Origin of the sequence: Burkholderia oklahomensis C6786, assembly GCF_000959365.1 — a bacterium.
Lineage (GTDB): Bacteria > Pseudomonadota > Gammaproteobacteria > Burkholderiales > Burkholderiaceae > Burkholderia > Burkholderia oklahomensis.
Genome location: NZ_CP009556.1, coordinates 2,757,072 through 2,771,296 on the forward strand (window position 1 = coordinate 2,757,072; position 14,225 = coordinate 2,771,296).

Genomic DNA, 14,225 nt, shown 5'->3' on the forward strand with positions numbered 1-14,225 from the left:
TCAAACTCCTCTTGCTCCGGGTTGGACTCGCTGCCACCAGAGCTGGTCGTCGGCGCCGGTGGCTTCCTCGAAAACCGCATCCCGCGTATCCGCCGCGCTCCATGCCTGGCGCGGCTGGCCGACCAGGTTGCCGCCGCGGCAGTCGGCGCCGCGCAGGTCGACGCGCTCGAGATGCACGCCGCGCGCGTCGAGCTGCTGCAGGTGCGCGCCCGACAGATTCACGCGCGCGAGCCACGCGTCGCGCAGCGCGATCCGCGGCGCGCGCACGCCTTGCAACGCGCTGTCCGCGACGCTCGCGCTATCGAAGATCGCCTGCGACAAATCGCTGTTCGTCACGGTGAGGCCGTTGACCGTCGCATGATCGAAGCTCGCGAGCGGCAGCCGGCTCGCATGGATCTCGCCCGTCGCCCACGTGCTGTGCGACCACGCGGCCTGCTTCAGCTCGCAGCCGTGCACGGTCATCCGCTCGATTCGCGAGTCGATCCAGCGCACGTTGATGCCGCGGCATTCGACGAGCATGACGCGCTGGAACCCGCTTTGCCCGGCGATCAGGTTTTCGAGCCCGACGGCTTCGAGCCGCAGATCGGCGAGATCGCTGCCGATCCACGACGTGTCGCTCCAATGGCCGCCGCGCAGCGTGACGCCCGCGTAATCGCCCGCGACGAGCGACACATGCGCGCCGCGCACGCCGTCGAACGTCCAGCCCGCGCCCTTCGACTGCGCGCACACGACGTCCTTCAGCAGGCTGCCCGTCCACGCGCCGCCTTCGATCTCGCATTCGTTGAACGACACGCCGCGCAGCGCGCTCTGCGTCCACGCGCCCGCGCGGATCCGGCTCGATTCGTGCGTGAGCTTCAGCAGCTCGCAGCGATCGAAGCGGTTCGCGTCGAACGTGCAGTTCACGAAGCGCAGATTCGACAGCCGGCAGCCGGACCATTCGACGCGATCGAAGTGGCAATCGACGAAGAGCGTGTCCGCGAGCGCGACGTCGCGCTGCGGCGACGCGTAGTGCTGCCCCTCGACGACTTCGGGCAGCGGCGGCGGCGGCACCGTCGAGCGGATCGTGCTCATCCCACCCTCCTCGGCACGTCGAGCTGGCCCGCGTTCAGATTGCCGCGCCACGCGCCCGCTTCCGGCGGATGGATCCATGACGTGCGGACCCGGACGAGATTGCAGTCGCGCATCCGCGTCTGCCGCATGTCGGCGCCGTACAGCATCGCTTCCTTCAGCGAGCAGCGATCGAACGACGTGCCCGTCAACTGCGCATGCATCACGTTCGCGCCGTCGAGCACCGTGCGGCTCCAGTGCGACTGCTGCGCATGCAGGTGCTGCGCGTTCAATTGCATGAACGAGCAGTGGTCGACCTGCACGCGGTCCGCGCGCAGCTCCTGCAGGCTCGACGACTTGAACACGCAATCGGTGAGCCGCGCGCCGTTGATCGACGTGCCGTGCGACAACACCGCGAACGTCAGCATGCTGCGCTGCCAGACGCTCGCCGACAGGTCGGTCAGCAGGATGCTCGGCTTCGACAGCGAGCACTGCGACACGGCGAGGCCCGCCATCCCGCATTCGACGATCGCGAGATCGTCGGCGCGCACGCGCGTCCAGGTCCAGCCGGGCGCGCTCACCTCGGACCACGACACCGAGCGCCATTCGGCATCCTGAATGTCGCCGCGCACGCCGCCGCGCCCCTGAACCGACAGCATCGCCCACGAGCCGCCCGCGACCTTCAGGTCGTCGAGCCGGCACTCGTCGATCGAGATCCGCTCGATCTCGATGTTCAGCCACGCGCTGCGCTCGAGATTGCAGCGCTGGATCTTGCCGCCCTTCCACCAGCCGTCGCTCATCTTCACGTCGGCGAACGAGCAGTCGACCGCATGGACCTGGTTGAGCCGGCAGTTCGTCCATTCGCTGCGATCGAGCGTGCAGCGCTCGAAGCGCACGTCGTCGAACTTCCAGCCGTCAAAGCGCAGCGACGACAGATCGGCGTCGCGAATCGTGACGTTCGACAGCTCGGGCGTCTTCGCCTGACGCAGCCGGGTCCGCCAGTTCTCGCCGCCGCGCGGCGCGCCCGGCAGCTTCGCGTTGCGATTCGCTTCCTCGAACGCGGAGAGCCGCTCGCTCGCGTCGCGCGCCTCGATCAGCTGACGGCGGTTCTGCTCGACCCGCGCACGGACTTCTTCATAGCCGCGCGGCGCCGGAGCGAAGCGCGGGTGGTCTTCCGTGTCGAGGATCATCTCCCAGGTCCAGCCCTTCGCGATGGCGGGCATCAGTTCGTGATCCGCCTGCTGCAGCGGATCGGTGCAATTCAGATCCGTACGCTGATCGGCGAACTTCATCAGCGCGTCGACGTCGATCCGCTCGGCCTCGTCCTTGAACGCGGCGACGAGCATCGTCGGGCTGTCGTCGAGCAGGAAATCGAGCGCGACCGCGCCGTTCCACCACAGCACGCCGATGCCGCGATCCGGCAGAAACCACACCGTTTGCTGCTTGAACGACAGGCGCTCGATGCCCGGACGCCCGTTTCGCGTCACGAGCGCGACGGGCGCGAGACGCGGCAGCTCGCCCGCGAATCCCTCGCCCTGCGGCCCGAAGCCGCTCAGCTCGAACCGCGCGCCGGGCGTCCAGCATTCGCCGCGCGCCCACTGGTCGGGCGCCGCCTGCTGAAAGAAGCGCAGATCGACGTCGGCGGGCCAGCCCATGTGCGTGCCGTCCTGCGCCATCGCGTCGACGGTGCCCGGCCGCGCCGGCATCCATTGCGTGCGCTCGGGCCAGTCGCTGCCGATCGCGCCCATCGCCGCGAGCGGCGCGGGACCGACGCCGAACGCGCGCAGCTGCTGCAGCGGCGGCGCACCCGACGTCACGCCGAGCGGGTTTTCCCGCGCGCCGCCCGCCGCCGCGTGCCGGTGATCGACCGCGATGCGCGCAAAGCCGCCTTCCGCGTGCCCGTCGCCGAGCGACGTCGCGCACGAGACGATCTTGCGCGCGCCGTCGAGCTCGACCCACGCGGTCCAATCGACGTTGCGCGAGCGTGCGCCGGGCGCGACGGGATGCGCGGCGTGGCCGGCGAGCAGCCATTCGGCGCGCTGCTTCGGCAGCGCCGACTCGTACAGCGGCAGCGACGGCGCGGCCGCCTTCAGCGCCTCCCAGACGGCCGCTTCGTGCACGAGGATCGACGGCTGATCGAGCCGGAAGCCCATCCCGATGCTGATCGCGAGCATCGGCTGCGCGCCGATCTGCGTATTGGTCGTGGCCACGAGGGCCGCTTGTGGTTTGATATGTCGCATAGGTCAGTTCTTCGTCTGCATCCCGAGCTTCTTCAGGTCGATGCCCACGTCTTCGTAGCTCGCCCCCGTATACGAGAAGCTGAAGCCGGTGACCGACATCTTGCTGCCCGTCGTCGATACGCTCGAACCCGTCGTGCCCACCGAACTGCCGGTGGCCGACATGCTCGAGCCCGTCATGCCCACCGAGCTGCCCGTCGTCGACATCGACGTGCCCGTGATGCTCGTCGAGCTGCCGGTGTTCGACATCGACGTGCCCGTGATGCTCGTCGACGTCCCAGTCACCGACGTGCTCGTGCCCGTCATGCTGTTCGACGTGCCCGTGTACGACAGCGACACGCCGGTGATGCTCTCCGACTGACCGGTCGTCGACATGCTGACGTCGGTCCACGACGACGAGATGCCCGTCATGCTGTTCGACACGCCTGTCACGGAATTCTTGGAACCGGTGATGCTCGTTTCTACGCCGACGAATCCCGTGCTGATACCGGTAAAGCCCGTATCGACACCGACAAACGACGTCGACACGCCGGTGAAACTCGTGGTCACACCGCTAAACGATGTCGACACGCCGGTGAAGCTCGTGCTCACGCCGGTGAACGACGTGCTCAGGCCGGTGAAGCTCGCGGACACGCCGGTGAAGCTCACCGACAACCCGGTATATGACACCGAGATCCCTGTGAAGCTGACCTTGATGCCGACGACCGACGTCGACGTTCCATCCACCGACAGGTTCAGATCCTGCGCGATCGACGTCGAGCTGTTGCGCTCGACCGTCTGCTGCATGTCGCGCTCCGCATGGATCATCACGCGCTCCGCGCCGTGCTGGTCGTCGAACGTCAGCTGGCTCGCATTCGGAAAGCCTCCCGCGCGCTTGATCGAGCGCGTGACGAGGCCGGTGTAGCGGATGTCCTTCGGCAGGTCGTACGGCGTCGGGTTTTCGCCGTTGTAGACGATCCCCGTCGCGAGCGGACGATCGAGATCGCCGTCGACATAAATCACGATCACTTCCTGGCCGACCCGCGGCATCGCGATCACGCCCCAACCCTTGCCCGCCCATGCCTGCGTCACGCGAATCCAGCACGACGCATCCGCCTCGGTCGTCTTGTAGCGATCCCAGTGGAAGTGCACGCGGATCCGGCCAAGCTTGTCGGTGTGAACCTCCGACATCTCCGGCCCCACCACCGTCGCGCTCTGGATGCCCGGCACCCGCGGCTTTTTGGTCAGGAGCAGCGGGTGATAAGGCTGGTCGTCCGTGAGCGCGCGAAACTTGACCGCGACGTTGCGGCCCTGCGACGTGCTATCCGGTCCGTCCTGAATGAACGTCAGCTCGCTGTTCGTCACGTAGTACCGGCGATTGCGGCTCGGCGCCGGATGGCCGACCAGCGTGAACGCGCGGCCCACCGCAAGCGCACGCGCGTTCGCCTCGCCGACGAGCGCGTGCGCATCGGCCTGGATCGCTTCGAGCCGCAAGCGCGCGAGACGCTCGCCCTGCTCCGGATCGCGGTAGCCGGTTGCGTAGTCGTAGTACTCGAGCGGAATCCCTTCGAGGCTCGGCTGCTCGACCTGCGCATCGCTGTCCAATCGTTTCGACGGCGCGTGATAGTCGAAGTCGCGCAGCGCGACGTTGCTCGATTTGATCCGTCGCGTACGCTGCAAGCGCTGCACGCCTTCGCGCCCCTGGATCGCGCGCGACTCTTCGCCGTCCGGCAAGTATTCGAGCTCATCGTTCGGCAGCGGCAGATCCTCGAACCGCTGCGTATCCGAGATCACGACCACGTGCCGGTCATTCTCGTGCTCGACCCAGAAGTAGATCCCTTCGTCCTCGAGCAGCCGCTTCACGAAGCTCAGATCCGTTTCCTGGAACTGCACGCAGTACTCGCGCGGCTCGTAGCTCCCTTCGAGCTCGAACCGGTAGCCGTTGCGCTGATGCCCCTGGAACACCTGCTCGACAATCTGCGGCACGCTCAAGTCCTGGAAGATCCGGCTGTTGCGGTTCTCCGCCAGGAACGACAGCCAGCTCCTCAATTCCAGCGTGTACGTGTACTGCCCGCTCATCTGGCCCGTGTCATGCCCGCCGAATATGTGCGCATTGAACGTCCGCACGTCGCCGCCGCCGAGATCGATGTCGGCCGACAGCGACGAGCCGAGCAGTTCGTCGAAATCCAGATTCGGATCGTGGCTCAGCAAGTCGAGCTGGTACGACGGCTCCTGCGACAGGTTCTCGTGAACCACGAAGCTCAGCGCGACCGCATCCAGCTCCAGCAGTGGACTGCGTAGTTCGATCAGACGCATATGGCCCCTCCGTCTGCATTCGCATCCGTCGACGTACGTGCCTCGATGCGGAAGCGGACATCGACCGGCGTCGCACGTTCGGGTGCCTCGACGCTACTGATCCGAGCGTGGATCCGTGCCGCTGCCTCAGTCGCGAAAAGCGATGATGGTGTGATATCGCGCATAGCGTCAGCTCTTCACTTGCATGCCGACCTTCTTCAGGTCGATGCCCACGTCCGAGTAGCTCGCCCCGGTGTACGAGAAGCTGAACCCCGTGACCGACACGCTGCTGCCCGTCGTCGATACGCTCGAACCCGTCGTGCTCACCGAACTGCCGGTCGTCGACACGCTCGAGCCGGTGATGCTCGTCGAGCTGCCCGTCGTCGACATCGACGTGCCCGTGATGCTCGTCGAGCTGCCCGTGTTCGACATCGACGTGCCCGTGATGCTCGTCGACGTCCCGGTCACCGACGTGCTCGTGCCCGTCATGCTGTTCGACGTGCCCGTGTACGACAGCGACACACCGGTGATGCTCTGCGACTGACCGGTCGTCGACATGCTGACGTCGGTCCAAGACGACGAGATGCCCGTCATGCTGTTCGACACGCCCGTCACCGAGTTGCTGGAACCCACGATGCTGGTCGAGACACCGATCATCGCTGTCGACACGCCCTTGAAGCCTGTATCGACGCCGGTGAACGACGTCGACACGCCAATGAAGCTCGTGCTCACGCCGGTAAACGATGTCGACACGCCGGTGAAGCTCGTGCTCACGCCGGTGAACGACGTGCTCAAGCCGGTAAAGCTCGCGGACACGCCGGTGAAGCTGACCGACAGGCCCGTGTACGACACCGAGATGCCCGTGAAGCTGACCGAGATCCCGACGACCGACGTCGCCGTCCCTTTCACCGACAGGTTCAAATCCTGCGCGATCGACGTCGAGCTGTTGCGCTCGACCGTCTGCTGCATGTCGCGCTCCGCGTGGATCATCACGCGCTCCGCGCCGCGCTGGTCGTCGAACGTGATCTGGCTCGCGTTCTGGAAACCGCCCGCGCGCTTGATCGAGCGCGACACGAGGCCGGTGTAGCGGATGTCCTTCGGCAGGTCGTACGGCGTCGGGTTTTCGCCGTTGTAGACGATCCCCGTCACGAGCGGACGATCGAGATCGCCGTCGACGTATGTGATCAGCACTTCCTGCCCGACCCGCGGCATCGCGATCACGCCCCAACCCTTGCCCGCCCACGCCTGCGACACGCGAATCCAGCACGACGCATCCGCTTCCGTCGTCTTGTAGCGATCCCAATGGAAGTGCACGCGGATCCGGCCGAGCTTGTCGGTGTGGACCTCCGCCATCTCCGGCCCCACCACCGTCGCGCTCTGGATGCCCGGCACTTCGGGGCGCGGCGTCGTCAGGAGCGGACGGAACGGCTGATCGTCGGCGAGCGCGCGAAACTTGACCGCGACGTTGCGGCCCTGCGACGTACTATCCGGTCCGTCCTGAATGAACGTCAGCTCGCTGTTCGTCACGTAGTACCGGCGATTGCGCTGCGCGGCCGGATGGCCGACGAGCGTGAACGCGCGACCCGCCGCAAGCGCACGCGCGTTCGCCTCGCCGACGAGCGTGTGCGATTCCGCCTGGAACGCCTCGAGCCGCAAACGTGCGAGACGCTCGCCTTGCTCGGGATCGCGGTAGCCGGTTGCGTAGTCGTAGTATTCGAGCGGAATCCCTTCGAGATTCGGCGGCGATACCTGTTGCGCGTCGCTGTCCAGCCGATTCGACGGCGCGTGATAATCGAAGTCGCGCAACGCGACGTTGTTCGACTTGATTCGCCGCGTGCGCTGCAAGCGCTGCACGCCTTCGCGCCCCTGGATCGCGCGCGACTCCTCGCCGTCCGGCAAGTATTCGAGCTCGTCGTTCGGCAGCGGCAGATCCTCGAACCGCTGCGTATCCGAGATCACGACCACGTGCCGGTCATTCTCGTGTTCGACCCAGAAGTAGATCCCTTCGTCTTCGAGCAGCCGCTTCACGAAGTTCAGATCCGTTTCCTGGAACTGCACGCAGTACTCGCGCGGCTCGTAACTGCCTTCGAGCTCGAACCGGTAGCCGTTGCGCTGATGGCCCTGGAACACCTGCTCGACGATCTGCGGCACGCTCATGTTCTGGAAGATCCGGCTGTTGCGGTTCTCCGCCAGGAACGACAGCCAGCTCTTCAGCTCCAGCGTGTACGTGTACTGCCCGCTCATCTGGCCCGTGTCGTAGCCGCCGAACACGTGCGTGTTGAACGTCCGCACGTCGCCGCCGCCCAGATCGATGTCGGCCGACAGCGTCGAGCCGAGCAGCTCGTCGAAATCCAGGTCCGGGTCGTGGCTCAGCAGTTCCAGTTGATACGACGGCTCCTGCGACAGATTCTCGTGGACCACGAAGCTCAGCGCGACCGTATCCGGCTCCAGCAAGGGACTGCGCAGTTCGATCAGACGCATGACGGTTCTCCCGTCGTGCCGGCGTTCGCCGAGGTCGTTTCGTCAGGATGACGCGCGTCAGTCGGATGTTCGTCCTCCGCATCGGCACGCACGCCACCATTCGCTTCGTTCGCGTCATGCGACTCGAGTGCGTCATGCGCTTCATGTGCATCGCGCGCCTGCGCCGCGGCGGCCGCAGCCTCGCGCGCCGCCGCATCCGCCTGCTCGCCGAGCGTCGCCGCGTCGGTGCCGTTGAGGTCCCACGCTTCCTCGTCGAACACGAGCGACAGCTTCTCGTGCGCGGACAGCCGCACCGTCTTCAGCGTGCGCCCCTCCGCGCGCGCAGCGAGCACGCCGCGCGCGACGGCCGGCATCACGTGCTGGCGCAGCAGGTCGCGCACCGCGCGGCCATTCGCCGGATGCTGCGACACCGCTTGCGCGACCCACGCCGCGACGCCTTCGTCCGCGCGCCACTGCAGATCGTTCTCCGCGAGACGCTCGCCCAGCTCGTCGAGCGCCTGCGTCGCGATGCCGGTCAGCGCTTCGACGTCGAGCGGCCGGAATGCGACGAGCTGGATTCGCGCGAGCAACGCGGGCGAGAAGCGCCCTTGCAGCCGCTCACCAACGAGCTTGTCGAGCTTCGCCTGCGAAATCTGCTCATCGGCCTTGCACGCCGCTTCGATCTCGACATCGCCGAGATTGCTCGTCAGCAGAATGAGGCAATTGCGGAAGCTGATCCGGCGACCTTCGCCGTCCTCCATCCAGCCCTGATCGAAGACTTGATAGAACACCTCATGAATGTCCGGATGCGCGCGATCGAATTCGTCGAGCAGCAGCACGCTGTACGGCTTCTTGCGCACCGCCTCGGTCAACCGCCCGCCCTTGCCGTAGCCGACGTAACCCGGCGGCGCGCCCTTGAGCGTCGACACCGTGTGCGCTTCCTGGAACTCGTTCATGTTGAACTGGATGAGATTGCGCTCGCCGCCGAACAAGAGCTCGGCAAGCTTGGCCGCCGCCTGGCTCTTGCCGGTGCCGGTCGGGCCGGCGAGCAGCATCACGCCGAGCGGCCGGCGCGGATCGTTGAGCCCCGAATGCGACACCTGCAGCGCCTGCGCGATCGAGCGCATCGCGCCCGTCTGGCCGTGAATGCCCGCGTTCAGCGCGCCCTCGAGCTCGACGACGCGCTGCGCGTCGTCCTGCGCAAGCTGCGCGACGGGCACGCCCGTCCACTCGGCGAGCACTTCCGACACGACGTGCTCGTCGACCCACGGACGCACCCAGCGATTCGCGCCGATGCGTGCGGCGAACGAGTCGCCGTCGCTGTCGGCCGGTACGGAAACGTCATCGTTCAGGCGCGCAAGCCACGTGCGTACTTCGTCGCGCTGCGCGTCGACGACCGTCTCGAGCGTCGCCGCCTGCTGGACGAGATTCGCCTGACGGCCTTCGAGCTCGGCCTCGTCGCCGGGCGTGCGCACGCCCATCCGTCGATCGCTCGCGCGCCAATCGAGCGTCTGGCCGATCGCGAACGCCTGGTGCTGCAGCCGCTCGAGCTCGGCAGGCGCGCAGTTCTGACTCATCGCGACACGCGCGCATGCGGTGTCGAGCAGGCTGATCGCCTTGTCCGGCAGTTGCCGCGCGGGCAGATAGCGGCGCGACAGCTCGACCGCGCCGCGCAGCGCCGAATCGACGATGCGCACGCCGTGATGCGCGGCGAAGCGCGGCGCGATCGTGCGCAGCATGTCGACCGCCGCGTCGTCGCTCGGCTCGTCGACGGCCACCGCCTGGAAGCGCCGCACGAGCGCGGCGTCCGGCTCGATGTACTGCTTGTATTCGGACCACGTCGTCGCGGCGACCATCCGCAGCTGGCCGCGCGCGAGCATCGGCTTGATCAGGTTCGCCGCGTCGCCCGTGCCGGCCGCGCCGCCCGCGCCGATCAGCGTGTGCGTCTCGTCGCAGAACAGGATGATCGGGCTCGGCGCGGCGATCACCGCGTCGATCAGCGACTTGAGCCGCTGCTCGAACTCGCCGCGCACGCCGGCGCCCGCCTGCATCCGCGCGAGATCGAGCGCCCACACCTGCGCGCCGACGAGCCCGGGCGGCACCGCGCCCGCTTGAATCTTCTGCGCGAGCGCCTCGACGACGGCCGTCTTGCCGACACCCGCCTCGCCGACGAGGATCGGATTGTTCTGGCGGCGGCGCGACAGGATGTCGACCACCGTCCGCAATTCGTCGTCGCGGCCGACCACGGGATCGAGCTCGCCGCGCGCGGCCTGCTCGGTCAGGCACGTCGCCCATTTCGCGAGCGCGTCGCTGCCGCCATCGGCGCCGGCTTCGCCCGCGTCCACGCCGAGCGCGCCGCCGCCGATGGCAGCCGGCGCCTCGTCGGCTTCCGGCCAGCCCGATGCGAGCGCTTCGTAGCGCTTCACCACTTCGTCGAGCGCGATCGACGTGATGCCGGCCGGCACGCGCTGCTGCAGCCAGCGGCGTGTCAGGTCCTCGTCGAGCCACGCGAGCAGCAGGTGGCCGGAGCGCACCTTGCCCGCGCGCGCCGCGATCTGGCTCCAGATGACGGCCGGCCCGACGCTGCGCTCGAGCGAGCTCGAGATGTCGCGCAGCGAGTCGCCGCTCACGTCGAAGCCGTCGAGCGCCTTCTCCATCCGGCGCTTCGCTTCGCCGGCGTCGCTCCCGAACTGCTCGAACAATCGTGCGAGATCGCTCTGCTCACGCTGCAGCAGGCACAGCGCCCAGTGATCGAGGTCGATGAAGGCGTGCCGACGGGATCGGCCTAGCGCCGTGGCGTCGACGAGGGCCGCATAAGTCGTGCGGCCGAGACAGTTGAATATGCGTTCGCGATTCACGTCTAGTCCCGAAAAGATTCATAGACAGTCAAGGTGCGCAGCGCCCGATTCGGCCGTGACCACGCGTCGACGCCGACACGCATGCACCCAACCCTTCCTGCGAGTTCAGGGCGCGTCCACACCTGAACCTTGATGACGGGGTAAATTCGTCCGTCGACGAAATCCGTCACGACCGCGGACACCGCCAGGACGGCTGCCGCGCGGCGTTGCCACCGATAGAACTCGTCGGCTTCGATCGGACCGATCACGATCTCGATCGAGTGCTGCACGTCCCAGATCCGCGCGCCGAGCCGCCAGCCGCCGAGCCGCCGCGCGTTGCTCGCCGCGGCCGGCACCGGAATCCAGCGACCGTGCCGCGGCACGACCTGCAGTGCGACGCCGAAGTACGCGCGCAGCATCCGTTGCAGATCGGCAAGCGAGCGGCGCGGCGCGCAGTAGATGCCGGGAAACGCGCGCCGGCATGCCTGCATGTGATGCTCGAACGGATCGGCGTCGGTCTGCGGCGCGCGGCGCGCGTCGGCGAGCGCCGTCACGCGCTCGACGAACGGATTGCGCGCACGCTCGTAGCCGAGCACCGGATGCATCGACGACCACGCCGAGTAATGCAGCCAAGCGAGGTCGCCGCATGTGACGTTGACGAAGCGCTCGAACGCGGCGTTGCGCTCGAAGCGCTTCTCCTGCATCGCGTGCTCGGTCACGTGCAGCGGCAATGGCCCGTACGGCGCGAATAGTCCGAAATGACGCTGGATCACCGTGACCTGCGGATGATCGTCGTCCTCGATGAAGCGCGGCAGCGTCACGTGCACGCGCTCGACCTCCGTGCTCGCGAAATGCATCTCCGCCGGCTGCTCGATGCGCAGCCACTTCGGCAGCCGCCGCCTGCGCGCCGACCGCTTGTCGTGCTTGCGCTGCAGCGCTTCGACCCGCCGCATCAGCTCGAAGAAGGTGCGGCGCGGCGTCAGCGCTTTCGTCACGCGATCGAGCGTCGTCACGTGAGCCTCCCGTCGCGCGATGCCGCATTCGTGTGCGAGCTCGCCGCATCGCCGTCGAGTCGCACGACGATCTCGATGCCGTCGTTGAGCGTCGCCGACTCGGCGAGCGCCTGCGCGAGCAGCCGCCCGAACAGCCAGCCGCCGCGATCCGCGTGCAGCGACTCGGCGATGTCGATCTCGACTTGCGTCGCACGAACGAGCGCGGTCGGCGTCGCGCGACCCGCCGCGACGAAGCGCGAGCGCAGCACGACCGAGCGCAGGCTCTCGAGCCGCTGCCGGTCGAGCGCATCGTCCTTGTCGATCGCGAGCAGCAGCTGCTCGACGATGCGCGCGGTCACGTCCTGCTGCTGCGACGCGCGCAGCGCGAGCGGATTGCGGCCGATGTGCGACACGGCCTCCCAGCACGCTTCGACGCTCGGCTTGCCGCGCGGCGCGCTCGCCGGCCACAGGCATTCGATGCGCTTCACCGCGGTCGGATCGAGTAATTGCAGCTGGGCGTCGAGCAGCGCGTTCGGTCGCCAGTCGCGATCGGCGACGAGCGCGCGGCCCGTGATCGTCGCGACGTCGTCCGGATCGAGCGTGTCGTCGACCATCGAAACGGCGATCAAGTCGTGGCTCGCGAGCGGATCGAAACGATCGCGCCGCACGCCGTCGACGAGCAGCGCATCCTCGCGCCGCATGCCGTAGCGGATCGAGCCATCCTGCCCTTCGTAGCCCGCCGTCTCGAGCACCGACCGCGCACGATGCGCGCGACCATTGGTCTCGCACACGAACACCTCGTTCAGCGCCCACAAGTGATGCGCGGCGGGCCGCATCCGGTCGACCGGAATCCACTGCTCGGGCTGATTCGCGTCGTACGGCACCGGATCGAAACGTTTGGAATACAGATTGATTGCCGGCGTCGCGAACAGGCGGAACTGACTCGCGTCGACGTCGCCGACCAGATCGCCCGGCGCGGCGCGCAACGCGAAGAACAGCTCGAACGCGCGCGCGGACGGCGCTTTCTCGGCGATCGCGGCCAACGCGTCGACGTAGACGCCGAGCAGGCGCGTCGGCTGCGCGAAGTACTCGCGAAGCAGCCGCAGCCCGGGCAGTCCGCCGAAGTCCTCCGGCAGCAGCGCCTCCGAATCGTCGACGCCGGAAAGACGAATGCCCGACATCGGCAGCGTCAGCACTTCGTCGCCGCGAGTCGTCGACACGAGCGCGAACCATGCGGTCGTATCCGCGAGCAGCGCGCGATGCAGCGCATAAGCACGCGGCAGATCGCCCGCGAGGCTCAGATGCAGCGGCGTGAACCCTTCGTCCTCGCGCGACAGCTCGGCGATCGACGCGCCGCCTTCGACTTCGAACTTGAAGCGCAGCACCGCGTGCGACGATGCGAGCCGTTGCGCGAGCAGCGACGGCAGCCCGGTGATGCTGCGGCTGCATTCGACCGACGCGAGACGCAGCGGCAGCAGCGTGACGTCGCGCGCGGTCGAGAACATCACCGGCAGCTTGCGACCGGGCAGATGAGCCGCCACGAGCGAGCCGCGCGGCAGCGTGTTGCCGCGGAACGCATCGGGCGAGCCGAGATCCGGATGGAACGCGAACGTCGAGATCGCGGGCGTCGATGCCGTGTAAAGCGGGCAGAGGCGCCCGAGCGCCTGCTGCGCGAACTCCGCGCATTCGCGGTCGAGACGCTTCTGCACACGCGCCGACAGATACGCGACGCCCTCGAGCAGCCGCTCGACGAACGGATCCGTGACCGCATCAGGATGCAGCCCGAGCGCCGAAGCCACCTGCGGGTGCTCTTTCGAGAAGCGTGCGCCCGCATCGCGCAGCTGCCGCAATTCGTCGTTGTAGTGGTCGAGAAAATTCATCGCCGTTCGCCGTTCACCGATCGTCCGCCAGGCTGAAATACCCGCTCAGATAGTCGAGCGCGAGACTCGCGCTGAACTCGGTTCCGTCTTCGCGCACCTTCATCGACACGTCGAAATAGATCGTCTGCGGCAAGCGTCGACGACTCTCGGTCCGAGGCTTGACCGTCGTGCTGACGGGATCGACGCGCGGCTCGAAGCGACGAATCACTTCGCAGATGTGCGCGGCTGCGTGAGCGGGATTGATCTTCGTCGCGCCGGCCGCCTGCATCGGCGGACAGCCGAAGTTCAACACCGAATGCGCCGCCGGACTGTCGTCCGCGATGCGCATGCGCGCGCCGCGAATCGCATGATTCATCAGGTCGACCAAATGATCCGCGACGACCTCTTGAAGCGAATGACGACGAATCCGCCTGGACAGCTTGTTGTAGAGTTGAAGATCGCTCACGTGCGTGTTCCCGAGTGTTGTGGCGCGAAGCCACAACACTGCCCAAGGTTAGC

Annotated in this window: 8 protein-coding genes; all 8 read right to left on the minus strand. The window is 67.3% G+C overall.

Going from position 1 to position 14,225, the window contains the following annotated elements; translation table 11 throughout:
• Positions 1–1,071, minus strand: a complete 1,071-nt coding sequence (locus BG90_RS29870) for a pentapeptide repeat-containing protein (protein WP_010108206.1) — start codon at positions 1,069–1,071, stop codon at positions 1–3.
• Positions 1,068–3,287: a DUF2169 family type VI secretion system accessory protein gene (locus tag BG90_RS29875; RefSeq protein ID WP_010118085.1), complete on the minus strand. Its 2,220-nt coding sequence runs from the start codon at positions 3,285–3,287 to the stop codon at positions 1,068–1,070. The genes BG90_RS29870 and BG90_RS29875 overlap by 4 nt, the downstream gene beginning before the upstream one ends.
• Before the next feature lie 3 nt (positions 3,288–3,290).
• A complete protein-coding gene (locus BG90_RS29880) occupies positions 3,291–5,579 on the minus strand; it encodes a type VI secretion system Vgr family protein (protein WP_010118084.1) in 2,289 nt (762 codons plus the stop codon).
• A 168-nt stretch (positions 5,580–5,747) separates the two neighbouring features.
• Positions 5,748–8,039: a type VI secretion system Vgr family protein gene (locus tag BG90_RS29885; RefSeq protein WP_010118083.1), complete on the minus strand. Its 2,292-nt coding sequence runs from the start codon at positions 8,037–8,039 to the stop codon at positions 5,748–5,750.
• A complete protein-coding gene (gene tssH, locus BG90_RS29890; protein ID WP_010118082.1) occupies positions 8,030–10,876 on the minus strand; it encodes a type VI secretion system ATPase TssH in 2,847 nt (948 codons plus the stop codon). Before tssH ends, BG90_RS29885 begins: the two co-directional genes overlap by 10 nt.
• A gap of 2 nt (positions 10,877–10,878) precedes the next feature.
• Positions 10,879–11,868: a type VI secretion system baseplate subunit TssG gene (tssG, locus tag BG90_RS29895; RefSeq protein ID WP_010108185.1), complete on the minus strand. Its 990-nt coding sequence runs from the start codon at positions 11,866–11,868 to the stop codon at positions 10,879–10,881.
• Positions 11,865–13,727 (minus strand): type VI secretion system baseplate subunit TssF, encoded by a 1,863-nt coding sequence (tssF, locus tag BG90_RS29900; protein WP_010118079.1) that lies wholly within the window; start codon positions 13,725–13,727, stop codon positions 11,865–11,867. Before tssF ends, tssG begins: the two co-directional genes overlap by 4 nt.
• A gap of 13 nt (positions 13,728–13,740) precedes the next feature.
• On the minus strand, positions 13,741–14,172 hold the full coding sequence (locus BG90_RS29905; protein ID WP_010108181.1) for a GPW/gp25 family protein: 432 nt from the start codon (positions 14,170–14,172) through the stop codon (positions 13,741–13,743).
• Between the last annotated feature and the right edge of the window lie 53 nt (positions 14,173–14,225).

Excerpts from the sequence above, each read along its gene's own strand:
- BG90_RS29875 (WP_010118085.1), bottom strand. The coding sequence starts at position 3,287 with ATGCGACATATCAAACCACAAGCGGCCCTCGTGGCCACGACCAATACG.
- BG90_RS29885 (WP_010118083.1), bottom strand. The coding sequence starts at position 8,039 with ATGCGTCTGATCGAACTGCGCAGTCCCTTGCTGGAGCCGGATACGGTC.
- tssF (WP_010118079.1), bottom strand. The coding sequence starts at position 13,727 with ATGAATTTTCTCGACCACTACAACGACGAATTGCGGCAGCTGCGCGAT.
- BG90_RS29880 (WP_010118084.1), bottom strand. The coding sequence starts at position 5,579 with ATGCGTCTGATCGAACTACGCAGTCCACTGCTGGAGCTGGATGCGGTC.
- BG90_RS29870 (WP_010108206.1), bottom strand. The coding sequence starts at position 1,071 with ATGAGCACGATCCGCTCGACGGTGCCGCCGCCGCCGCTGCCCGAAGTC.